At 69.7% G+C, this 21,532-nt stretch carries 20 protein-coding genes; 6 read left to right on the top strand and 14 right to left on the bottom strand.

What is annotated here, in order from left to right; translation table 11 throughout:
* Nucleotides 1–227: 227 nt before the first annotated feature.
* Nucleotides 228–758 (top strand): macro domain-containing protein, encoded by a 531-nt coding sequence (locus QWG60_RS03250; protein WP_035594919.1) that lies wholly within the window; start codon nucleotides 228–230, stop codon nucleotides 756–758.
* 1 nt (nucleotide 759) lies between these two features.
* Here the strand turns inward: QWG60_RS03250 and QWG60_RS03245 are convergent, their stop codons facing one another.
* The 3 genes from QWG60_RS03245 to QWG60_RS03235 all read right to left on the bottom strand — a co-directional run bounded on the left by QWG60_RS03245 (nucleotide 760) and on the right by QWG60_RS03235 (nucleotide 3,612).
* Nucleotides 760–2,055, bottom strand: coding sequence for a TRAP transporter large permease (locus tag QWG60_RS03245; RefSeq protein ID WP_035594922.1), 1,296 nt, complete (start codon nucleotides 2,053–2,055; stop codon nucleotides 760–762).
* A complete protein-coding gene (locus QWG60_RS03240; RefSeq protein ID WP_035594926.1) occupies nucleotides 2,045–2,521 on the bottom strand; it encodes a TRAP transporter small permease in 477 nt (158 codons plus the stop codon). Before QWG60_RS03240 ends, QWG60_RS03245 begins: the two co-directional genes overlap by 11 nt.
* An 80-nt stretch (nucleotides 2,522–2,601) precedes the next feature.
* On the bottom strand, nucleotides 2,602–3,612 hold the full coding sequence (locus tag QWG60_RS03235; protein ID WP_035594929.1) for a DctP family TRAP transporter solute-binding subunit: 1,011 nt from the start codon (nucleotides 3,610–3,612) through the stop codon (nucleotides 2,602–2,604).
* Nucleotides 3,613–3,985: 373 nt separating this feature from the next.
* Here QWG60_RS03235 and QWG60_RS03230 point away from each other — a divergent pair, with 373 nt between their 5' ends.
* Both QWG60_RS03230 and QWG60_RS03225 read left to right on the top strand, forming a co-directional pair.
* Nucleotides 3,986–4,741 (top strand): outer membrane protein OmpK, encoded by a 756-nt coding sequence (locus QWG60_RS03230; RefSeq protein WP_107182191.1) that lies wholly within the window; start codon nucleotides 3,986–3,988, stop codon nucleotides 4,739–4,741.
* Nucleotides 4,742–4,817: 76 nt separating this feature from the next.
* A complete protein-coding gene (locus tag QWG60_RS03225; protein ID WP_046079318.1) occupies nucleotides 4,818–5,687 on the top strand; it encodes a DMT family transporter in 870 nt (289 codons plus the stop codon).
* A gap of 10 nt (nucleotides 5,688–5,697) precedes the next feature.
* On the opposite strand, the gene QWG60_RS03220 is transcribed toward QWG60_RS03225, so the two are convergent.
* From QWG60_RS03220 to QWG60_RS03195, 6 genes are all read right to left on the bottom strand, one after another.
* A complete protein-coding gene (locus tag QWG60_RS03220; RefSeq protein WP_046079319.1) occupies nucleotides 5,698–6,252 on the bottom strand; it encodes a DUF192 domain-containing protein in 555 nt (184 codons plus the stop codon).
* Between the two features lie 54 nt (nucleotides 6,253–6,306).
* Nucleotides 6,307–7,329, bottom strand: a complete 1,023-nt coding sequence (locus tag QWG60_RS03215) for a LacI family DNA-binding transcriptional regulator (RefSeq protein ID WP_046079320.1) — start codon at nucleotides 7,327–7,329, stop codon at nucleotides 6,307–6,309.
* Nucleotides 7,330–7,428: 99 nt separating this feature from the next.
* Entirely contained in the window at nucleotides 7,429–8,196 is a 768-nt protein-coding gene (locus tag QWG60_RS03210; protein WP_046079321.1) for a 3-keto-disaccharide hydrolase, read from the bottom strand.
* A gap of 68 nt (nucleotides 8,197–8,264) precedes the next feature.
* On the bottom strand, nucleotides 8,265–8,816 hold the full coding sequence (locus tag QWG60_RS03205) for a gluconate 2-dehydrogenase subunit 3 family protein (protein WP_046079322.1): 552 nt from the start codon (nucleotides 8,814–8,816) through the stop codon (nucleotides 8,265–8,267).
* Entirely contained in the window at nucleotides 8,813–10,501 is a 1,689-nt protein-coding gene (locus tag QWG60_RS03200) for a GMC oxidoreductase (RefSeq protein ID WP_146907779.1), read from the bottom strand. The genes QWG60_RS03205 and QWG60_RS03200 overlap by 4 nt, the downstream gene beginning before the upstream one ends.
* A 192-nt stretch (nucleotides 10,502–10,693) precedes the next feature.
* Nucleotides 10,694–11,575 (bottom strand): sugar phosphate isomerase/epimerase family protein, encoded by an 882-nt coding sequence (locus tag QWG60_RS03195; protein ID WP_146907777.1) that lies wholly within the window; start codon nucleotides 11,573–11,575, stop codon nucleotides 10,694–10,696.
* A gap of 318 nt (nucleotides 11,576–11,893) precedes the next feature.
* Between QWG60_RS03195 and QWG60_RS03190 the strand changes: the two genes are divergently transcribed.
* From QWG60_RS03190 to QWG60_RS03180, 3 genes are all read left to right on the top strand, one after another.
* Complete coding sequence (locus QWG60_RS03190; protein WP_246124628.1) at nucleotides 11,894–13,054, top strand: Gfo/Idh/MocA family protein; 1,161 nt, start codon at nucleotides 11,894–11,896, stop codon at nucleotides 13,052–13,054.
* 13 nt (nucleotides 13,055–13,067) lie between these two features.
* Nucleotides 13,068–14,138 (top strand): sugar phosphate isomerase/epimerase family protein, encoded by a 1,071-nt coding sequence (locus tag QWG60_RS03185; RefSeq protein WP_146907775.1) that lies wholly within the window; start codon nucleotides 13,068–13,070, stop codon nucleotides 14,136–14,138.
* Nucleotides 14,139–14,220: 82 nt separating this feature from the next.
* Nucleotides 14,221–15,459, top strand: coding sequence for a nucleoside permease (locus QWG60_RS03180; protein WP_046079326.1), 1,239 nt, complete (start codon nucleotides 14,221–14,223; stop codon nucleotides 15,457–15,459).
* A gap of 128 nt (nucleotides 15,460–15,587) precedes the next feature.
* Here QWG60_RS03180 and QWG60_RS03175 read toward each other — a convergent pair whose 3' ends face one another.
* The 5 genes from QWG60_RS03175 to hyi form a co-directional block, all read right to left on the bottom strand.
* Nucleotides 15,588–16,316: a GntR family transcriptional regulator gene (locus QWG60_RS03175; RefSeq protein WP_046079327.1), complete on the bottom strand. Its 729-nt coding sequence runs from the start codon at nucleotides 16,314–16,316 to the stop codon at nucleotides 15,588–15,590.
* Nucleotides 16,317–16,478: 162 nt separating this feature from the next.
* Nucleotides 16,479–17,969: a pyruvate kinase gene (pyk, locus tag QWG60_RS03170; protein ID WP_290130917.1), complete on the bottom strand. Its 1,491-nt coding sequence runs from the start codon at nucleotides 17,967–17,969 to the stop codon at nucleotides 16,479–16,481.
* The gene (locus QWG60_RS03165) at nucleotides 17,966–19,336 is read right to left on the bottom strand and encodes a glycerate kinase type-2 family protein (protein ID WP_146907586.1); all 1,371 of its coding nucleotides are present in this window, start codon (nucleotides 19,334–19,336) and stop codon (nucleotides 17,966–17,968) included. The genes pyk and QWG60_RS03165 overlap by 4 nt, the downstream gene beginning before the upstream one ends.
* 193 nt (nucleotides 19,337–19,529) lie before the next feature.
* Nucleotides 19,530–20,417 (bottom strand): 2-hydroxy-3-oxopropionate reductase, encoded by an 888-nt coding sequence (locus QWG60_RS03160; protein WP_146907588.1) that lies wholly within the window; start codon nucleotides 20,415–20,417, stop codon nucleotides 19,530–19,532.
* 311 nt (nucleotides 20,418–20,728) lie between these two features.
* Entirely contained in the window at nucleotides 20,729–21,508 is a 780-nt protein-coding gene (hyi, locus tag QWG60_RS03155) for a hydroxypyruvate isomerase (protein WP_146907590.1), read from the bottom strand.
* Nucleotides 21,509–21,532: the final 24 nt, after the last annotated feature.

Raw genomic sequence — 21,532 nt, 5'->3', positions numbered from 1 at the left:
GATCGACGGCGCATCCTGAGCCAGTTCGATCTATTCGACAATACCTACTTTAGCGAAAAAACGTCTGTCCGATGGAGTTTATTGCTTCCACCCCAGTGTAGTTGCCGTCAACGTTCGTGGCCCATTGCCTTGGCCAACGCCCGCACCGCGGCGGCAAGCGGCGCCTTGTCAGCCGCCCGGGACGGCCGCCAGACTGGGAAGGGCACCCAGCCCAGGAGGATCCCGACATGCACGCCCACGCATCGCGCATCGAATGCCGTCAGGGCGACATCGCCCGGCAGGACGACATCGAGGCGGTGGTCAACGCCGCCAACGCCCGGCTGATGAGCGGCGGTGGGGTGGCCGGCGCCCTGCACCGCGCCGCCGGCCCCGAGCTCGCCGAGGCCTGCGCGCCCCTGGCGCCGATCCATCCCGGCGAGGCCGTGATCACCGACGCCTTCGGCCTGCCCAACCGCCATGTCATTCACTGCCTGGGGCCGGTCTACGGCGTCGATGAGCCCTCCGACGCGCTGCTGGCCGACTGCTACCGCCACGCCCTGGAACTGGCGCAGCGGCATGACATCGAGAGCCTCGCCTTTCCGGCGCTGTCCACCGGCGCCTTCGGCTATCCGGCGGCCGAGGCGGCGCGCATCGCCCTGTCCACCGTGCTCACCACCCTGCCCCACTGTCCGGCGGTCAGGCAGGTACGCTTCGTGCTGTTCGACGCCGCCGGCGCCGAGCTGCATCGGCACACCCTCGAGGCCCTGAGCGCAGGCTGACTCAGACGTTGTAGCCCAACAGCTCCGGCAACCACAGGGCGAGCTGCGGGAAGATCACCACCAGCGCCAGCGCGCTGGCCATGGCCGCCACGAACACCAGCGCCCAGCCCACGGTCTGCTCCAGGCGCACCCGCGCCACCTCGGTGGTGACCATCAGGTTGACCGCCACCGGCGGCGTGAACTGGCCGATGGCGATGTTCATCGCCAGCAGGATGCCGAACCACACCGGGTTCCAGCCGAAGTGCTGCATCACCGGCACCAGGATCGGCATCATGATCAGGTAGATCGAGATGGCATCCAGCAGCATCCCGGCCAGCAGCACCGCCAGCATGATCAGCACCAGCAGCAGCGTGCCGTTGTCCGACAGCCCGATCACCCACTCCGCCAGGTGGCGGAAGGTGCCCAGCATGGTGCCGGCCCAGGCGAAGATGCCGGCCAGGGCGATGATCAGCATCACCACCCCGGAGATCACCGCGGCCTCGCCGAGCAGCGCCCAGAGGTCGCGCCAGCCGAGCTCGCGGGTCAGCCACAGGCCCACCACCACGCCATAGGCCACCGCCACCACCGCCGCCTCGGTGGGCGTGAACAGTCCCGAGCGCAGCCCGCCGAGGATCAGCACCGGGGCGAACAGCGCCGGGATCGCCTGGCGGAAGCTCTCGCCGATCGGCGGACGCTCCGTCTCGCCGGGGGCCTCCCAGCCGTTACGCTTCGACAGCCACCAGGCCGGCACCAGCAGCGCCGCCCCGGCCAGCATGCCCGGAAACAGGCCCGCGGCGAACAGCGCCCGCAGGTCCACTCCCGGCACCACGATGGAATACAGGATCAGCGCCACCGAGGGCGGAATCAGGATCGCCGTGGAGGCCGACGCCGCGATCAGCGTCGCCGAGAAGGGCCTGGGATAACCGGCCTTGGTCATGCTGGGCAGCATCACCATGGCCACGGCCGCGGCATCGGCCGGGCCGGAGCCGCTCATGCCGCCCATGATCATGCACACCAGCACCGCCACCAGCGCCAGGCCCCCGTGGCGCGGGCCGATCAGCGCCTGGGCGAAGCGCACCAGTCGCGCCGCCACCCCGGCACGCTCGAAGATCAGCCCGGTGAGGATGAACAGCGGAATGGCGATCAGCGGGTACTTGGCGACGCTGTTGTAGGTGTTGGTGCCCAGCGTCGCCAGCATCGCCGGCGACAGCCCGGCGACGATGCCCACCGCCCCGGACAGCCCCAGCGAGAAGGCCACCGGTACCCCGGCGATCAGCAGGCCGGCGAAGGCCAGCAGCATCCACAGGTCAGGACTCATCGTCGAGCCCTCCGCGCAGGCGGTCGAGGGTCTGCTGGCACTGGCGCCACAGCATCAGCCCGGCGAGCAGCGGCAGCCATACCAGGTACCACCACTGGGGCAGTCCCAGGCCCGGCGACAGGGTCTCCCACTGGTATTCCTGCCACGCCAGCTTGCCGCCGTACCAGGCCACCAGCCCCAGCACGACCAGCCCGCACAGGCCCTGGAACAGGATCAGCGCGCGCCGCGGCCCCGGCGGCAGGGCCCGCTCCAGCAGGGCGATGCGGATATGGCGATGGCGGCGCAGCGCCACCGAGGCGCCGGCGAAGGTCAGCAGCACCAGCAGGAACACCGAGAATTCCTCGGTGAAGGCGAAGGAGGCGTCGGTGACGTAGCGCACCACCACGTTGGCCAGGCTGATCAGGCCGATGATCAGGATGGCCAGGGTCGCGAGCACGCGCTCGAGTCTTGCGTCGGGACGTTTCATGACGGGGGATCTTGACGGGTGAGGAACGACGACGTCGCCCGGCCGAGGCCGGGCGACGTCTCATGAGGGTGAGGCGAGCGTCAGGGCGCGTCGATGTCGCGGCGGGCGGCCTCGACGATCTCCTCGCCGATGCGCGGCACCCAGGTGTCGTGAACGCTCTCGGTCGCCTCGACGAAGGCCTGGTACTGACTCTCGTCGAGCTCGGTGACGGTCACGCCGCGCTCGCGGATCGCCGCCAGGCGCCCGGCCTGCTCCTCGCGGGTCTTGGCGATCTCCCAGGCGCCGGCCTCAACGGCGGTCTCGCGCAGCATCTGCTGCTGCTCCTCGGACAGCGAGCCCCACACCTGGCGGTTGGCGGCGAACACCAGCGGGTCGTTCATGTAGTTCCACAGCGTCAGGTGGGCCTGGCCGACCTGATCGATGCGCGCCACGTCGAACACCGACAGCGGGTTCTCCTGACCGTCCACGGCGCCGGTGGTCAACGCCGGCTTGGCATCCGCCCAGCTCATCTGGGTCGGGTTGGCACCCAGTGCGGTGAAGGTGTCCTGGAACAGCGGCGAGCCCACCACCCGGATCTTCAGGCCCTCGAGATCGCTCGGCGCATCGATGTCGGTGCGGGAATTGGAGAGCTGGCGGAAGCCGTTCTCGCCCCAGCCCAGCGGCACCACGCCCTTGTCCTCGATGGCGGAGAAGATCATGTCGCCGGCTTCGCCGCCGGTCACCGCGTCCACGGCGTCCTCGTCGGGGAGGAAGAACGGCAGCGAAAAGAGATTGAGCGCCGGCACCTGGGGCGACCAGTTGATGGTCGAGCCCACGGCCAGATCGATCAGTCCGGAACGCATGGCAGAGAACTCGCGGGTCTGGTCGCCACTGACCAGCTGGGCGTTGGGATAGACGCGCAGGGTCAGCTCGCCGTCGGAGCGTTCCTCCACCAGTTCCGCCCACTTCTCGGCGGCCTGCCCCCAGGGGAAGGCGTCGGACAGCACGGTGGAGACGGAAAGCTCGCGGGCCTGGGCGGTCAGCGTCGAGGTCAGCAGGGCGGCGCCGGCCAGGGTGGCGGCGAGACGCCCGAGAGAGCGGGAGGTGGGCATAGCGTGTCCTTGTGTCCGCGGGGAGCGGTTATCGGCGTTATGGATACTTCACAAAAAGAAAATATGCCTGCTGTCCCCCGCCACGACAAGAGTCGACGTTGGTCGACTCACTATTGTCACCACCAAATTGTATACACAAACATATTGATAAAGTCGACAATAATGCCTATAAACGCCTATTGGCTGTTCACAATAACAACCACCAATGATGAACATCATTGAATACAAAATGAGCACGTCATGCCGGGCGGAGCGCCCGTCTCTCGCCGAGACGAGCCACACCGAGCAGGCCCTGCCAGACAGTCCCCGGCACCACGACGCGCCCAGCATGCATCGCCCACTCCACGACCAACACCAACAACGGAGATCCCGGATGCCCATCAAGACCACCGCCCCGCTCGCCCTTGCCGCCGCGCTGTTCGCGGCCCAGGGCGCCAGCGCCGCCGTCTACAGCACCACCAAGGTCGAGGCGCTCTACGGCTGGGACTACGAGGACACCGCCGACGCCGGCTTCGGCATCGACAACGCCGAGCACGCCATCTTCACCGTGGCCAACGCCACCGGCTGGACCTACGGCGACAGCTTCTTCTTCGCCGATTTCACCAACCTCGACCAGGGCAGCGCGAGCGAGCAGGACCATGGCAGCACCCACGCGGAGTGGAACCTGCGCGGCAATATCGGCAAGGCCACCGGCCTCGATCTGTCCGTCGGCCCGCTGACCGGCCTCTATCTGACCGGCCAGCTGGACATCGACCGCAACGCGTCCGTGCGCAAGACCACCCACATGGCAGGGCTTTCCGCCGACGTGGCGATGCCGGGCTTCGATTTTTTCAAGGTGTACGCCTTGTATCGCGACGACGAGACCGCCGAGGGCAGCGCGATGCAGTACACGGCGGCCTGGAACGCGCCGTTCCGACTGGGCGGCGCCGACTTCAGCTTCGAGGGCTTCATCGACGTCATCACCGAGGAAGGCGATCTCGCCACCCAGGTGCTGACCCAGCCACAGCTGGTCTGGCACGCCACCGAGCACCTCGGCGTGGGGCTGGAATATCAGTACTGGGAGAACAAGTTCGGCCTCGAGCACACCGACGAGTCGCTGCCCCAGGCCATGATCCGCTGGACCTTCTGATGTCGTGACGCGCGGCACCGGCACGGCGATTCCTGCTAGGCTGTGGCTTCATTCCACGACCGATCAAGGAAGAGCCGTGCCCCTCAAGGACCTGGCCCTGGGACTGGGCGTCATCGTCATCTGGGCGCTCAACATCATCGTCATCAAGCTCGGCGTGACCGAGCTTCCGCCACTGCTGCTGACCACCCTGCGCTTCGCCCTGGTGGCCGCCCTGCTGGTGCCCTTCCATCCGGTGTCACGGGCGCGCTTGCCGTTCCTGGCGCTGCTGTCGGTGACCTTCGGCACCCTGCACTTCGCCCTGCTGTTCATCGGCCTCGGCCAGGCCGAGGCCGGTACCGGCGCCCTGCTGGTGCAGATGGGCACGCCCTTCGCCACCCTGCTGGCAGTGATATTTCTCAAGGAGAAGCTGGGCCCGCGGCGGCTGGCGGGCCTGCTGCTGTCGTTCGCCGGCGTGGTGGTGCTGGCCGGCGGCCCGACGCTGCCCGCCCCGCTGCCCACCGCCCTGCTGCTGGCCAGCGCCCTGGCCTGGGCGGTGTCGCAGCTATTGATCAAGCAGGGCCCGCCGGTGCCCCCCATGGCGCTGGCCGGCTGGATCGCGCTGTTCGCCACCCCGCAGGTGGCGCTGGGATCCTGGTGGTTCGAGCAGGCGCACTGGGCCGCCCTGACCGAGGCCGGCTGGCGCGGCTGGGGCGCGGTGCTCTACACGGCGGTGATGTCGTCGATCGTCGCCTACGGCATCTGGTACGGCCTGCTGCGGCGCCACCCGGTCAACCGCGTGGTGCCGCTGATGCTGCTGATGCCGGTGCTGGCGGTGGCGCTGGGCATGCTGCTGCTGGGCGACCCGCTCGGCCCCAACAAGCTGATCGGCGGCGGCCTGGTGGTGGCCGGCATCGCCCTGATCGTGGTGCGCTTCCGTGGCCGCCTCTCACGCCGGGCAGCAGAATGACGCCGGCGATTCAGCTGCCCGGCGCAGCCTGAGCACGAGGCCGGGACTCGTCGATGACACATTCACCGCCATCACCGGGCCAGCTGACGCAGTCGCCCACCGCGATACCGTGCGCCTCGAAGACGCCGGCATTGACCTCCAGCGCCGCTTGATAGGGCGCATCCGGGCGCGTCACCGGGCAGTCCCGGGCCGACGCCGAGGTGCAGGGCGCCATGCGACGGATATCGACGATGCGCCCGGCCTCGTCGATGAAGGCGATGTCCAGCGGGATCAGGGTGCGGTACATCCAGAAGCCGTTGCGCGACGGCTGGGTACGGTCGTAGAGGAACAGCATGCCGGCATCCTGCGGCAGACGCTCGCGCCCCATCAGCCCCTGGGCGCGCTCGGCCAGGCGGCGCGCCACCTCGACGGTCAGCCGCCGGGGGCCCGCCTCGCCGTGCACCGTCAGCGGCACCCGCGGCAGGCGTGCCTCCTGGGCCATGGCGAGGCCGGGCCACGAGGCAACCAGTGGCAGCGCGGGAAACAAGGAAAGCGCCTGGAGCAGGCGGCGACGGGTCGGATTCATGACGTTCCTCTCAGGGAGATGCGGCGCGGTTGCCGAACAGGGTAGCCGATGGCGCTATCCGCGGTCCCGGATGTCGTCGCGGGGCGGCGCGGTGCTGTCGCGAATCACCAGCTCGTGGGGCAGCACGACCCTGGGCGCGACCTCGCCGCGCCCCTCCAGGATAGCGATCAGCATCTCCACGGCGCGACGCCCGAAGGCCTCGGCGGGCTGGGCGATGGTGGTCAGCGCCGGATCGCTGTAGGAGGCGAAGGCGATATCGTCGAAGCCGGCCACCGAGACGTCGGCGGGCACCGACAGCCCCGCCTGCCGGAGGCGACTGATGGCGCCGATGGCCATCTCGTCGCTCTCGCAGAAGATCGCGGTCGGCGGCGACTCGACGGCCAGCAGGCTGCCCGCCGCCGCATGTCCGGAAGCCGGGGTGAAGTCGCCGGGGCACAGCAGGGTCTCGTCGGGCGCGATGCCCGCGGCCGCCAGCGCATCGCGATAGCCTGCCACGCGATCGCGGGTCAGCGGGCTGCGCCGCGGCCCCTGAATCATGGCAATGCGCCGGTGGCCCAGCGCGATCAGATGCTCGGTGAGGGTACGCGCCGCCGCCCGGTTGTCGATCCGGAGCGTCGGGCAAGGGGCGTCGTCGAGCACCTCGCAGGCGTTGACCATGGGCAGCGGCCGGCCCGGCTCGACGGCATCGTCCGGAAAGGGGTTGAAGGCGCGCAGCTGGATGACGCCGTCGGCCTGGCGGGCGGCCACCATGCCGGCGTACTGGATCTCGTCCTCTTCCTGCCCCAGGGTGTTGCACAGCAGCACGCCGTAGCCCTGCTCGCGGGCCGCCTGCTGGACCCCGGCGATCACCCGGGCGAAGAAGGTGTTGGCGATGGTCGGCACCAGCACCGCCAGGTTGTGGCTGCGCCGGGAGCGGAACTGCACGGCCATCTGGTTGGGGCGATAGCCCGAGGCCTCGATGGCTCGGCGCACCTTGTCGCGGGTGGCCGGCGACACGATATCCGGCGACTTGAGGGTCCGCGACACCGTGGCCACGGAGACGCCCGCCAGTTCGGCGACCTTGCGTATATTGGACATGCGTCCTCTTCTCGATGCGACACGATCCGCCGCCCCGGCTCGCCCGACGAACCGGCCGCGGCGGACGCCCCAGCTTATCGCATGCGGCCGGCGATATCCTTAGAGCCTTCTGATCCATACGTTGCGAAAGCTCACCGCCGCGTCGTGATCCTGCAGGGCGAGCGGCGCGCAGCCGTGGGCCTCGTCGTAGGAAGGCGCGCCGATCCACTCGGTGGTGCCCTGGATCGTGGCGTGATGCTGCACCAGCACGCCGTTGTGCAGCACCGTGACGTGGGCCGGCGCGTCCAGCTCGCCGTCCTCGTCGAAGCGCGGCGCGGTGTAGAGGATGTCGTAGGCCTGCCACTCGCCCGGCCCCCGGGAGGCGTTGACCAGCGGCATGTGCTGCTTGTAGATCGAGGCCGCCTGACCGTTGGCGTAGGTGGGGTTGTCGTGGGAATCCAGCACCTGGATCTCGTAGCGCTGCTGCAGGAAGACGCCGCTGTTGCCGCGATCCTGGCCGTCGAAACCGTCGATGTCGGCCGGGGTGCGCCATTCAAGATGCAGCTGGACATCGCAGAACGCCTCCCGGGTGCGGATACCGCCGGCGCCGGGCACCACCGTCATGGCGCCGTCCTCCACCCGCCACTCGGCCGGCCCGCCCGCCTCGCCTTCCCAGGCGGAGAGATCCGTGCCGTCGAACAGCACCACGGCGTCCGACGGCACGCCGCCGGCCGGTGCCGCCACCACCGGCGGCGCCGGCTCCCAGACCTCCGTCCTAGCCGCCCGCTCGGCGTCACTCGACGCGTCGGCCTGGGGAGCGGTCGACGCCAGGGTGGCCAGCGTGGCCAGCCCGGTCATCAGCGCGCCCGCAGATACTCCCTTGTGCATAAGATGTCTCCTCTCGTTGCATGAGCCGCGCGGGCGGTGACGCCCGCGCCGGGATGGCGCGAAGGCGCTCAGGTGGTCGCCCAGGCCGGCTCGCCGGGCTCGTAGGCCAGGTCGCCGTCGTAGCGGCCGGGGATGGCCACGTAGCGCAGTACCTCGGTGCCGCCGACCTTCGAGGTGAAGAAGCCGAACAGGGTCAGCTGCTTGATCAGGGTGAAGCCGTGGAGCTCGCCCTCGGCGGCGACCCGCGCCCGAGCCTCGCGGTCGAGGGCGGCGACGACCTCGCCGCGGCGCGGCGCGTCCAGGGCCAGGAAGCCGGCGCCATGGGCCGCGCGGCTGTGGGCCTCGATCCGGGCGATGCCGTCGCGGAACCGCGCCTGCTGCTCGGCGGTGTAGCAGTCGCGCACGAACACCCGCATGAAGTCGCCGACCTCGGCGTCCCTTGCGCCCGGGGTATCGGTACGCGGCAGCAGGGTCTCGGCCACCTCGTCGAGCAGGCGCACGTCCGCGTCCGTCAGTGCCTCCTCGCCCCTGCCGCCGGCGAAGGCGGTGAGGGCCTGGCCGCCGACCAGCGCGGTGCCGGTAGCGACGGCGATCATCTTGAGCAGTTCGCGGCGATTCATGCCAGGTTCCCCCTCTTCAGCTCGCGCACGGCGTGGTCGACCGCCCGGGCGGTCAGCGCCATGTAGGTCAGCGATGGATTGACGCAGGACGACGAGGTCATGCAGGCGCCGTCGGTGACGTAGACATTGGGCGCGTCCCATACCTGGTTGTGGGCGTTGAGCACCGAGGTGGCGGGATCGCGCCCCATGCGCGCGGTGCCCATCTCGTGGATGCCCATGCCCGGCGCGTAGTCGCCCTCCTCGGGCGTCACGTTCCGCACCCCGGCGGCCTCGAGCATGTCCACCGCGTCCTGCACCATGTCGCGGCGCATGGCGCGCTCGTTGTCACCGAGCCCGACGTCCATCGCCAGCACCGGCAGGCCCCAGGCGTCGGTGACGCCAGGGTCCAGCGAGATGCGGTTGGCGTGGCGGGGCAGCATCTCGCCGAAGGCGGTCATACCGATGCTCCAGCCCCCCGGCTGGCTGAGCGCCTGCTTGAGCGCGGCGCCGTGGCTGACCTCGGCGACCTCGCGCTCCCAGCGCTCGCGGCTGGCCGAGCCCTGGTAGCCGAAGCCGCGCAGGTAGTCGCGGCGGTCGTCGCCGACGTTGCGGAAGCGCGGAATATAGAAGCCCGCGGGGCGTCGCCCGAAGTAATAGGTGTCCTCGTAGCCCTCGATCTCGCCGCTGGCGCCGACCCGGAAGTGGTGGTCCATGACGTTGTGGCCGAGCTCGCCGCTGCTGCTGCCGAGCCCGCCCGGCCAGACGTCGGTGGCCGAGTTCATCAGCACCCAGGTGGAGTTGAAGGTGGAAGCGTTGAGGAACACCACGTCGGCGGTGTACTCGAAGGTCTGGCCGTTCTCGGCGTCCAGCACCTCGACGCCCCGGGCGCGGCCGCGGTCCCTGTCGTAGAGCACCTGGGTGACGATCGAGAAGGGCCGCAGGGTCAGGTTGCCGGTGGCCATGGCCACCGGCAGGGTCGCCGACTGGGTGCTGAAGTAGCCGCCGTAGGGGCAGCCCAGCCAGCACTTGTTGCGGAACTGGCAGTTGACCCGATTCTGCTCCGGCTTGGGCTGGGTGATGTTGGCCGTCCGGCTGTGGATGAGATGGCGACGGCCGCCGAAGGATTGCTGGAGGCGCGCAGCCACGTCCTTCTCCACGCGGTTCAGCGGGATCGGCGGCAGGAACTCGCCGTCGGGCAGGATATCCAGCCCCTCGCGGGTCCCGGCGATGCCGGCGAAGCGCTCGACGTAGTCGTACCAGGGCGCCAGATCCTCGTAGCGGATCGGCCAGTCGACGGCCACGCCCTCGCGCTGGTTGGCCTCGAAGTCCGTCGGCGCCCAGCGGTAGCTCTGGCGCCCCCACAGCAGCGAGCGACCGCCGACGTGATAGCCGCGGAACCAGTCGAAGCGCTGCTGCTCGACGTAGGGGTTGGCCCGCTCGTCGGCCCACATGCCCAGGGTCTGCTCGTTGAGCGGATAATCGCGGCTGAGCACCGGATAGTCGGCCTTCATCTGCTGGGTCGGCTCGCCGCGGTGCGGGTAGTCCCAGGCCTCCTTGTGGGCGTTGTGGTAGTCCTTGATGTGCTCGATGTTGCGGCCGCGCTCCAGCAGCAGCACCTTGAGTCCCTTCTCGGTGAGCTCCTTGGCGGCCCAGCCGCCGCTGATGCCCGAACCCACCACGATGGCGTCGTAATGATGATCTGCCACGATCGGTCTCCCTGTCCTTGTCGTTATGCCGTTTCGCTCCGGCCTGGCGTCATCCAGGCGAGAGGCGCCGGGGACAGGTCGCAGAGGGGGTCCTATTCCAGGGATGGAATCGGTAGCGCCCAGGGAAGGGTTCACAGCGCCCCCTCGTAGACCTGTCGACGGAACAGCCTCGAGCGGTTCCGCCGGCGGTTATCAATCGGCCTGCGCCGACAGCGCCGCCTCGAGGAAGCGGTTGCCCTCGGTCAGCACCGCCTGGGCATCCTTCGGCTGGTCGTGCTCGATGACGTAGACCTCGGCGCCGGCCTCGCGGGCGGCGGGCAGGAGCTCGTCCCAGTCGAGAACGCCCTGGCCGATGATGGCGAAGCCGCGCTGGTCCTCGGCAGTGCCGGCCGGGGCGTTGTCCTTGGCGTGGATCGCGAACAGCCGGCCGTCGAAGTGCTCGAGGTACTCGGCCGGGTCCTGGCCGCCGCGGGCCACCCAGGCCAGGTCGACCTCGCCCATCACCTCGGGGCCGGCGGCCTCCAGCAGGATCTCCAGCGCCGTGCGGCCGTCGAAGGTCCGCATCTCGAAGTCGTGGTTGTGGTAGGCCAGGCGCATGTCGTCCTCGGCGAGTCGGCTGGCCAGGCCGCCGATCTCCTCGCCGAGCGCCCGCCAGCCCTCGGCGCTGTCGGGGCGCTCGTCCTCGGCCAGGTAGGGAATCACCAGGGTGTCGTTGCCGATCGCGCGATGGAAGGCGACCACGTCGTCGAGATCGTGGCGCAGGTCGTCGAGGGGCACGTGGCTGGAGCTGACCGACAGCTCGTGCTCGGCCAGCAGCGCGTTCATCTCCTCGGCCACGACGCCCTGGTCGCCGACCAGTTCCACCGAGGCGATGCCGGCGCGCTCGACGGCAGCGAACTGCTGCTCCAGCGAGCCGACGTCGCGCAGGGTGTACATCTGGGCGGCCACCGGCGAGGCGGCCGGGTCCTGAGACTGGGCGTGGGCCAGCCCCGGCAGTGCCAGGGCGGCCCACAGGCAGGCCAGCAGCGTGCGGGGGCGGAAGGCAGCGAGCGGGCGTGTCGTGTTGTTGTGCATGAGGCGTGTCTCCGTGTCGTTGAGGGCTCGATGGCGAGCCATGACCGCATCCAGCAGCTATGTAACCGGTTACACTATTTAGGTCATCACCCTTCGTGCCGCAATGGAGCAACCCATCCATCACTACCCTCGCGACAGCATCGATCACCCTGCGAGCCCCGGCACAGCGGCGTATGCCCGCTTCTTCCCGCGAAGACTAGACATTGGCCGCATAGCCTTTGGTCGCATTGCTCGATCCACGCCGCGTCCCCTACTTTGCGAAACACAGCATGTAACCGGTTACATCACCACTGTTCACCCACGATCCGGGAGCGATCGATGTCCCCCACCCCGAGAGTCCGCCTGGGCATGGTCGGCGGCGGAGAAGGCGCCTTCATCGGCCAGGTCCATCGCCTGGCCGCCAACCTCGACGGCCACTTCGAGCTGGTCTGCGGCGCCTTCAGCCGCAATGCCGACAACAACACTCGCACCGGCGCCGCCTGCGGCGTGGCGTCATCGCGCCTGTACGCAGACTGGCAGAGCCTGCTGGACGGCGAGCGCGCCCTGCCCGCCGACCAGCGCATGCAGCTGCTGGTGATCGTTACCCCCAATCACCTGCACGTGCCGATCTCAGAGGCCGCCCTCGCCGCCGGCTTCCACGTCTTCTGCGAGAAGCCCGCCGCCCTGTCGCTGGACGAGGCCCGCGGCCTCGAGGCCACCTGGCGCGAGCATGGCGGCCTGTACGGCCTGGCCCACACCTATCTGGGCTACCCGATGGTGTGGCAGGCCCGCGCCATGGTCGACGCCGGCGCGCTCGGCCGGCTGCGCAAGATCCACGTCGAGTATCCCCAGGGCTGGCTGGGCGAGACCCTCGAGGCCCAGGGCAACAAGCAGGCCGGCTGGCGCACCGACCCGGCCCTGGCCGGCCCCAGCGGCTGCATGGCCGACATCGGCACCCATGCCTTCGGACTGGCCGAGTTCGTCTCCGGCCAGCGCGTCGCATCGCTGTGCGCCTCGCTCGGCAGCCACGTCGACGGCCGCCGGCTGGACGACGACGGCGACGTGCTGCTGCGCACCGCCGAAGGCGCCAGCGGCACCCTGATGGCCAGCCAGGTCAGCACCGGCGAGGAGAATGCGCTGAAGCTGCGCCTCTACGGCGAGGACGGCGCCCTGGAATGGCGCCAGATGGAGCCCAACAGCCTGGTCCACCGCTCGCGGGGCGCGCCGATGCGCGTGCTGCGCGCCGGCATCGACCAGCCCGAGCTGGTCGACGCGGCCCTGTCGCGGCTGCGCCTGCCCGGCGGCCACCCCGAGGGCTATCTCGAGGCGCTGGCCAACCTCTACGGCAACGCCGCCACGGCGATCCGGCGCGGCGACCGCGGCGACATCGCCGGCGTGCCCGGCATGGCCTCGGGGCTGCGCGGCATGGCCTTCATCGAGGCGGTCACCCAGAGCCAGGCCGGCGGCAGCCGCTGGACCGACCTGCCCTCCATCGACTGAACGGGAGCCTTCCATGAGCGACACGTCTTCCGGCATCCGCGGCCCGGCGATCTTCCTGGCCCAGTTCATCGGCGACGAGGCGCCCTTCGACGGCCTCGACGCCATCGCCCGCTGGGCCGCCGACCAGGGCTACCGCGGCATCCAGCTGCCGACCCATGACCCGCGCTTCATCGACCTCGAGCGCGCCGCCGAGAGCCAGCCATACTGCGACGAGCTCAAGGCCCGCTGCGCCGCGGCCGGCGTCGAGATCAGCGAGCTCTCCACCCATCTGCAGGGTCAGCTGGTGGCGGTCCATCCGGCCTTCGACGAGCTGTTCGACGGCTTCGCCCCGGCCGAGCTGCACGGCGATCCCGAGGCCCGCACCGAGTGGGCCACCGCCCAGCTCAAGCTGGCGGCGAAGGCCAGCCAGCGGCTCGGGCTCAAGGCCCACGCCACCTTCTCCGGCGCCCTGCTGTGGCCGTTCTTCTATCCCTGGCCGCAGCGCCCCGCCGGACTGGTCGAGGAAGGCTTCGCCGAGCTCGGCCGGCGCTGGCGGCCGATCCTCGACGCCTTCGAGGAGGCCGGGGTCGACCTGTGCTACGAGATCCATCCCGGCGAGGACCTGCACGACGGCGCCTCCTTCGAGCGCTTCCTCGAGGCGGTGGATCATCATCCGCGGGCCAGGATCCTCTACGACCCGAGCCACCTGCTGCTGCAACAGCTCGACTACCTGGGCTTCATCGACCGCTACCACGAACGCATCGGCATGTTCCACGTCAAGGACGCCGAGTTCACTCCCGACGCGCGCAGCGGCGTCTACGGCGGCTATCAGGGCTGGGTCGATCGTCCCGGGCGCTTCCGCTCGCTGGGCGACGGCCAGGTCGACTTCAAGGACATCTTCAGCCGCCTGACCCAGTACGGCTACGACGGCTGGGCGGTGCTCGAATGGGAGTGCTGCCTGAAGGACGCCGCCCAGGGCGCCGCCGAGGGCGCGCCCTTCATCGCCGAGCACCTGATCACCCGCGCCGGCCGCGCCTTCGACGACTTCGCCGGCCAGGACACCAGCCCGGCCCGCAATCGCCGCATCCTGGGGCTGGCGCGCTAGCGCGCCGCCCCGACAGAGCCGCGCCAACGAGCCTCACAAGAACGCGCCCCACAACAACAAGCCTCACGAGAAGGAAAACGCCATGTCACTGCTACGCTCACGCCTGAGCCTGATGATGTTCCTGCAGTTCTTCATCTGGGGCGGCTGGTTCGTCACCCTGGGCACCTTCCTGGCCAGTAATCTGGAGGCCAGCGGCGGCCAGATCGGGATGGCCTTCGCCACCCAGTCCTGGGGGGCGATCATCGCGCCCTTCATCATCGGCCTGATCGCCGACCGCTACTTCCACGCCGAGCGCCTGCTCGGGGTGCTGCACCTGCTGGGCGCGGCGCTGATGGTCGGGCTCTACCTGGCCGAGGACTTCGCGGCCTTCTATCCGCTGGTGCTGGCCTACATGATCCTCTACATGCCGACCCTGGCGCTGGTGAACTCGGTCTCGTTCCACCAGCTGCGCGACCCGGCCACCGAGTTCGCCCGCATCCGCGTGTGGGGCACCCTCGGCTGGATCGTCGCCGGCCTCGGCATCAGCTACGTGTTCGCCTGGGACTCCGCCGCCGGCATCGGCGAGGGCCTGCTGCGCAACACCTTCCTGATGGGCGCGATCGCCTCTCTGGCGCTGGGCGTGTACAGCTTCACCCTGCCCGCCACCCCGCCCAAGGCCAGCAGTCGGGTCGGCCTGCGCGAGGTGCTCGGCCTGGATGCCCTGTCGCTGCTGAAGGACCGCAACTACGCGATCTTCTTCGCCGCCTCGGTGCTGATCTGCATTCCGCTGGCCTTCTACTACCAGAACGCCAACCCCTTCCTGGCCGAGGTCGGCGTGGCCAATCCCACCGGCAAGATGACCCTGGGACAGGCCTCCGAGGTGCTGTTCATGCTGCTGCTGCCGCTGTTCATCGGCCGCTTCGGCATCAAGAAGACGCTGCTGATCGGCATGCTGGCCTGGGCGCTGCGCTACGCGATGTTCGCCTTCGGCGACGCCGAGGGGCAGCTCTACCTGCTGCTGCTGGGCATCGCGCTGCACGGCATCTGCTACGACTTCTTCTTCGTCACCGGGCAGATCTACACCGATTCCAAGGCCGGCGAGCAGTTCAAGAGCGCCGCCCAGGGCATGATCACTCTGGCCACCTACGGCGTCGGCATGCTGATCGGCTTCTGGATCGCCGGCCAGGTCACCGACCACTACGCGCTGGCCGAGGGCGGCCACGACTGGCAGGGCATCTGGCTGTTCCCGGCGGCCTTCGCCCTGGCGGTGCTGGTGCTGTTCCTGATCGCCTTCCGCGAGCGTCGCGCCCAGGCCGGCGCCGAGGCGGCCTCCCGCGCCTGACGCCACCCGCCCCGCCGCCGGCAGGGCCCTCGACGCAAAACGACACCGCCGCGTCTCTCGACAAGAGGCGCGGCGGTGTCGTCTGGGAATGCCGGGGGCGACGTCTGAAACGTCGACGGCGAACGATTTCAGATCGCGGGTGACTGGCCCAGGATGGACTTCAGGTCGATGCTCGATTCCCGCGGGCTCAGGTCCAGCAGGTTTTCCAGTCCGAGCAGGTGATCGTGGATCGCGCCGCGGGCGGCTTCCGCCTCGCCCGCGGCCAGCAGTTCGACCAGCCGCTCGTGCTGGGCCTCCTGATAGCAGGACGAAAGCCCGGAACGCTTGTAGAGCGCCACCACGATGGAGGTGCGCAGCACCAGGTCGGTGAGCATGCCGCCCAGCACCCGGTTGGGCGAGTGCTCGGCCAGCAGGTGATGCAGGTTCAGCGAGTGCTCGATGCGCGCCGGCTCGTCGCCGCGGCGATGGGCCTCGGTCTCCTCGTTCGCCTGGATCCTGAGCGCGTCCAGCGTCTCGGCGGAAAGCGTGCCGGCCAGCAGGGCGACCACCTCGCCTTCCACCAGGCGCCGGGCGGCGAAGGTCTCGCGGGTCTCCTCGATGCTCGGCGCCCGCACCCGCGCCACCTGATTGGGGCGCTGGTCGACGACGTGCTCCGAGGCCAGTCGGGTCAGCGCCTTGCGTACCACCGAGCGGCTGACGCCGAACACCTCGCCCAGGGTCACTTCGGGCAGCTTGGTGCCCGGCGGTAGCCGCTGCATCAGCACCGCTCGGCGCACCTTGTCGGCGATATCGCGGTCGCCGACGCGGGCACCGCTCTTGACGTCGGCCTGCAACTCCTCGTGCCAGGCTTGGCTCATGACGTGGGTCTCCTGATCGTCCGCGCGGACTGTCGCGTGTGGGCGGATGAGTGACTGTATCGCATCCCGGCATTGTATACAGAAAATGCCCCGACCGTCGGCAACGGTCGGGGCGATATCAGGCGAAGCCACGATCACCGGTTCACCATCGGCGTTTTCGCACTAACCGGCGCGATGGCGCTCGTTGACGTCGAGGATCTTGAGGGTATTGGTGCCGCCGTGGGCGTTCATGTGATCGCCGCGGGTGAGGATCACGTGATCGCCCGGCTCGGCCACGCCCTGCCCCACCAGCAGCGCCATGGCACGGTCGTTGAGCTCGGCGGCGTCCATCTCGCTGGTATCGAAGGGCAGCGAGATCACCCCGCGATACAGCGCCATACGCCGCTGGGCGACCGGATTGTGCGCCAGCCCGACGATCGGCAGCCCGGAGCGGATGCGCGAGGCAATCAGCGGCGTATAGCCGGTGGAGGTCATGCAGGCGATGGCGGCCACGCCGGTGAGATGGTTGGCGGCGTACATCGCCGACAGCGCGATGGTCTCGTCGATGCGCTCGAAGCCTTCGTGAATGCGGTGGCCGGAGGACTGGGCGATGCGCTCGCGCTCGGCGCCCAGGCACACCCGGGCCATGGCCTCCACGGTCTCCACCGGGAAGTCGCCGGCGGCGGTCTCGGCGGAGAGCATCACCGCGTCGGTGGCGTCGAGCACGGCGTTGGCCACGTCGAACACCTCGGCTCGGGTCGGCAAGGGCGAGTCGATCATCGATTCCATCATCTGGGTGGCGGTGATCACCGCGCGGTTGAGGCTGCGGGCATGCTTGATGATGCGCTTCTGGGTGCCGATCAGCGCCTCGTCGCCGATCTCCACGCCGAGATCGCCGCGGGCCACCATCACCGCCTCGCTGGCCTCGATGATGCCGTCGAGGGTGGCGTCGTCGGCCACCGCCTCGGCGCGCTCGAGCTTGGCCACCAGGCCGATCTCCCGACCTGCGTCTCCCAGGAGGGTTCTGGCTTCCTGCATATCGGCGGCGCTGCGCGGGAAGGACACGGCGAGATAGTCGACGCCGATGGCCATGGCGGTCTCCAGGTCGGCCTTGTCCTTGTCGGTCAGCGCCGGGGCGGAGAGGCCGCCGCCCTGCTTGTTGATGCCCTTGTTGTTGGACAGCTCGCCGCCCACCGCCACGATGGTGTGGATGGCGCTGCCGTCGACGCGTTCGACGTCGAGCACCACCCGGCCGTCGTCGAGCAGCAGGCGGTCGCCGGCGGTCACGTCGTCGGCCAGCGCTTCGTAGTCGCAGCCGACGCGGGTGGCATCGCCGGTCTGGCCGTCGAGGGCCACGTCGATGACGAAGGGCGCGCCTTCCTCCAGCACGACCTTGCCCTCGCTGAAGCGGGCGATGCGGATCTTCGGCCCCTGCAGGTCGCCGAGGGCGGCGACGCTTCGGCCCTGGCGGGCGGCGATCTCGCGCACCGCACTCAAGCGGCGGCGATGGTCGTCGGCGGCGCCGTGGGAGAAGTTGAGGCGCACCACGTCGACGCCGGCGGCGATCATCTGCTCCAGCACGCCCTCACGGTCGCTGGCGGGGCCGAGGGTGGCGACGATCTTGGTGCGGCGGATCGGCTCGTGGATCGGGGCATGGGGCGGCAGTGTCGTCATGAATTCCTCGGCAGTACCAGGATGGCACGAAAGTCGTTGACGTTGGTGCGCGTGGGCCCGGTCACGATCAGGTCGTCCAGCGCCTCGAAGAACGAGTAGGCATCGTTGCGTGACAGATAGGCGTCGGCGTCGAGACCGAGCTCGCCCATGCGCGCCCAGCAGCCCGGCCCGACGATCGCCCCGGCGTTGTCCTCGGAGCCGTCGATGCCGTCGGTGTCGATGGCCAGGGCATGAATGCCGGCGGCGCCCTCGAGGGCCGTGAACAGCCCCAGCAGGTACTCGACGTTGCGCCCGCCGCGGCCGTCGCCGGCCACCGTCACGCTGGTCTCGCCGCCGGACAGGATCAGCAGCGGCCGCTCGAGCCCGGTCTGGGCCTCGAGGGCCATGCGGGCGTGCTCGCGGCCGAGCTCGCGGGCCTCGCCCTCGAGGTCGTCGCCGAGCAGGCGCACCTCGACCGCGTCGGCCTCGGCGGCGGCCCGGCCGGCCGCCAGAGCGTCCCGGGCGCGGGCCAGGATCTCGCTCTCATCGCGGGCGAAGCCCGGATCGTCCGGCCGCGGCGCCTCGTGGTTGGCCTCCAGCTGCCGGCGCACCGCGGCGGAGACCTCGATGCCGCGCCGTTCCAGGATCGCCAGCGCCTCGTCGGGGGTGGAGGCGTCGGGCAGCGTCGGCCCGGAGGCGATCAGCGAGGCCTCGTCGCCGGGCACGTCGGAGATCAGCCAGGTCAGCACCCGGGCCGGATGGGCGGCGGCGGCCAGGCGGCCGCCCTTGATCGCCGACAGGTGGCGACGCACGGTGTTGATCTCGCCGATGGGAGCGCCGCTTCTCAGCAGCGCCTTGTTGATGGCCTGCTTCTCGGCCAGGCTCACGCCGGCCGCCGGCAGGGTCATCAGCGCCGAGCCGCCGCCGGAGATCAGCGCGATGACCAGATCGTCCTCGCCGAGGCCGTCCACGGCCTCGAGCATGCGGCGGGCGGCCTTCTCGCTCAGGTCGTCGGGCATCGGGTGCGAGGCCTCGAGGATCTCGATGCGGCGATCGGCGTCGCCCCCTCCCGGCGCGTCCTGTTCCTTGGAATCCGACGGCTGGGGGCCATGACCGTAGCGGGTCACCACCAGGCCGGAAAGCGGCGCCTCGGGCTGATGGGCGTCCCAGGCGCGCTCCAGGGCGGCAGCCATGGCCGCCGCCGCCTTGCCGGCGCCAACCACCAGGGTGCGGCCGGCCGGCGGCTCGGGCAGCCGGTCGGGCAGCAGGGTGTCGGGGTGCACGGCCGAGACGGCGATCTCGCCGAGCCGCTCGAGCCAGGCGCGCGCCGCCTCGGGGCGCTCGCCGAAGGCTTCCGGGGAAACAGTCCGCGGGGAAGGGGCATTCATTCAGGGGTCTCCTTGGCAAAAGGGCCCGGTGACGAGCCAGGGGTCCATAGGGGAAGACTCGCCACCGGGCAAGGAGCCGTCAAGCGACGGCCCCGGCAGACGACGACCCGACGCCTGCCTTCAGGGAGCAGTCACCTCCCCATCCTCCATCGTGGCTCGGCGCCGTGTGACGCCGGGCCGCGCTGGCATGGCATCACTGACTGCCGATCTCGTGGTCGGCCAGCGCCTCCAGGGCGCGGGCGATGCCGGCGTGGTCCCAGTCGGCGCCGCCGTAGGCGACGCAGGCCTGGAACAGCTGCTGGGCGTTGGCGGTGCCGGGCAGCGCGAGGTCGAGGCTGCGCGCGCCTTCCAGCGCCAGGTTGAGGTCCTTCTGGTGCAGCTTGATCTTGAAGCCGGGATCGAAGGTGCGGTCGATCATGCGCTGGCCATGCACGTCGAGGATCTTCGACTGGGCCAGGCCGCCGAGCAGCGACTCGCGGACCTTGGCCACGTCGGCCCCGGCCTTGGAGGCGAACAGCAGGCCCTCGGAGACCGCCTCGATGGTCAGGGCGACGACGATCTGGTTGGCCACCTTGCAGGTCTGGCCGGCGCCGTGGCCGCCGATATGGGTGATGGTCTTGCCCATCACCTCGAGCAGCGGCTCGGCGCGGGTGAAGCCTTCCGGGGTGGCGCCGACCATGATGGTCAGGGCGGCGTTGATGGCGCCGCCCTCACCGCCGGAGACCGGGGCGTCGACGTACTCGCCGCCGGCCTCGTGGATGCGCCTGGCGAATTCCTGGGTGGCCAGCGGGGCGATCGAGCTCATGTCGATCACCAGGGTGCCGGGCTTCAGCCCCTCGATGACGCCGCCCTCGCCGAACAGCACCTGCTCGACGTCCGGGGTGTCCGGGACGATGGTGATGATCACCTCGGAGGCCTCGGCGACCGCTTTGGGATTCTCGAGCTCATGCATGCCCTGGCCGGCCAGGGTCTCGTCCAGGGGGCCGCGCTTGACGGTGGTCAGCTCATGGCCGGCGTCCAGCAGGTGGCCCGCCATGGGACGGCCCATGATGCCCAGTCCGATAAAACCGATCTTGCTCATGATGCGTCTCCCGTTTGTCTCTGTTGTCGTCGTGATCTCGAAGGCAGCACCGCTGCCGGGTTTTCATTGGGGCAGGCCCCGGCCACGCCACCAGCTGATGAGCGCCGGGGGCAAGACAAAGCGAGGGTCCTACGCCAGGGGTGAGGAGGCTTCCTCCGAACGGGCTGGCCATGGATGGCCAGCACCGGCCCTGCAAGCGGCGCAGGATGCATGAGCGCCGCAGGGCGTCGGTAGCGCCCAGGGAAGGGTTCACAGCGCCCTCGCGACGTCTTGGCACCGGGAAAGCTCATCCCGGCATCGGCACGACGCCCTCAACCTCTAGCCGCATCCAGCCAGCCCAGCCCTTCCTGAGTGCTTCCGGCCGGCTTGTACTCGGCGCCGATCCAGCCCTGATAGCCCAGGCGGTCGAGATGGGCGAACAGGAAGGGGTAATGGATTTCGCCGGTGCCCGGCTCGTGGCGGCCCGGGTTGTCGGCCAGCTGCACGTGGGCGATGCGGTCGATGTTCGCCTCGATGGTCGGCGCCAGGTCCCCTTCCATGATCTGCATGTGATAGATGTCGTACTGCAGCTTCAGGTTGTCGCTGCCGACCTCGTCGAAGATCGCCAGGGCCTGCTCGGTGCGGTTGAGGAAGAAGCCCGGGATGTCGCGGGTGTTGATCGGCTCGGCGACCAGCAGGATGCCGGCGGCCTCGAGCTTCCCGGCGGCGAAGCGCAGGTTGTCGACCAGCGTCCGACGCGCCTGCTCCAGGCTCACGCCCTGCGGCTGGATGCCGGCCAGGCAGTTGACCTGGGTGTTGCCGAGCACCTTGGCATACTCGATGGCGCGGTCGACGCCTTCGCGGAACTCCTCGACGCGATCCGGGTGACAGGCGATGCCGCGCTCGCCGGCGCCCCAGTCGCCGGCTGGCAGGTTGAACAGCACCTGGGTCAGGCCGTTGTCGTCGAGGCGCTTCTTGATCTCGGCGGCCTCGAAGTCGTAGGGGAAGAGGTACTCGACGCCCTTGAAGCCCGCGTCCGCGGCGGCCTTGAAGCGGTCGAGGAAGTCAACCTCGGTGAACAGCATGCTGAGATTGGCGGCGAACTTGGCCATGTGAATCTCCCTGTGTCTTGTGGT

This window comes from Halomonas halophila, from assembly GCF_030406665.1.
Taxonomy (GTDB): domain Bacteria; phylum Pseudomonadota; class Gammaproteobacteria; order Pseudomonadales; family Halomonadaceae; genus Halomonas; species Halomonas halophila.
Note: the sequence above shows the minus strand (reverse complement) of the source record. Positions and strands in the feature narration are given on the sequence as shown.

Bases quoted from the DNA above. Each gene is read 5' to 3' on its own strand.
- QWG60_RS03250 (WP_035594919.1), top strand. From the start codon at position 228: ATGCACGCCCACGCATCGCGCATCGAATGCCGTCAGGGCGACATCGCC.
- QWG60_RS03245 (WP_035594922.1), bottom strand. From the start codon at position 2,055: ATGAGTCCTGACCTGTGGATGCTGCTGGCCTTCGCCGGCCTGCTGATC.
- QWG60_RS03240 (WP_035594926.1), bottom strand. From the start codon at position 2,521: ATGAAACGTCCCGACGCAAGACTCGAGCGCGTGCTCGCGACCCTGGCC.
- QWG60_RS03235 (WP_035594929.1), bottom strand. From the start codon at position 3,612: ATGCCCACCTCCCGCTCTCTCGGGCGTCTCGCCGCCACCCTGGCCGGC.
- QWG60_RS03230 (WP_107182191.1), top strand. From the start codon at position 3,986: ATGCCCATCAAGACCACCGCCCCGCTCGCCCTTGCCGCCGCGCTGTTC.
- QWG60_RS03220 (WP_046079319.1), bottom strand. From the start codon at position 6,252: ATGAATCCGACCCGTCGCCGCCTGCTCCAGGCGCTTTCCTTGTTTCCC.
- QWG60_RS03215 (WP_046079320.1), bottom strand. From the start codon at position 7,329: ATGTCCAATATACGCAAGGTCGCCGAACTGGCGGGCGTCTCCGTGGCC.
- QWG60_RS03210 (WP_046079321.1), bottom strand. From the start codon at position 8,196: ATGCACAAGGGAGTATCTGCGGGCGCGCTGATGACCGGGCTGGCCACG.
- QWG60_RS03205 (WP_046079322.1), bottom strand. From the start codon at position 8,816: ATGAATCGCCGCGAACTGCTCAAGATGATCGCCGTCGCTACCGGCACC.
- QWG60_RS03195 (WP_146907777.1), bottom strand. From the start codon at position 11,575: ATGCACAACAACACGACACGCCCGCTCGCTGCCTTCCGCCCCCGCACG.
- QWG60_RS03190 (WP_246124628.1), top strand. From the start codon at position 11,894: ATGTCCCCCACCCCGAGAGTCCGCCTGGGCATGGTCGGCGGCGGAGAA.
- QWG60_RS03185 (WP_146907775.1), top strand. From the start codon at position 13,068: ATGAGCGACACGTCTTCCGGCATCCGCGGCCCGGCGATCTTCCTGGCC.
- QWG60_RS03180 (WP_046079326.1), top strand. From the start codon at position 14,221: ATGTCACTGCTACGCTCACGCCTGAGCCTGATGATGTTCCTGCAGTTC.
- QWG60_RS03175 (WP_046079327.1), bottom strand. From the start codon at position 16,316: ATGAGCCAAGCCTGGCACGAGGAGTTGCAGGCCGACGTCAAGAGCGGT.
- pyk (WP_290130917.1), bottom strand. From the start codon at position 17,969: ATGACGACACTGCCGCCCCATGCCCCGATCCACGAGCCGATCCGCCGC.
- QWG60_RS03165 (WP_146907586.1), bottom strand. From the start codon at position 19,336: ATGAATGCCCCTTCCCCGCGGACTGTTTCCCCGGAAGCCTTCGGCGAG.
- QWG60_RS03160 (WP_146907588.1), bottom strand. From the start codon at position 20,417: ATGAGCAAGATCGGTTTTATCGGACTGGGCATCATGGGCCGTCCCATG.
- hyi (WP_146907590.1), bottom strand. From the start codon at position 21,508: ATGGCCAAGTTCGCCGCCAATCTCAGCATGCTGTTCACCGAGGTTGAC.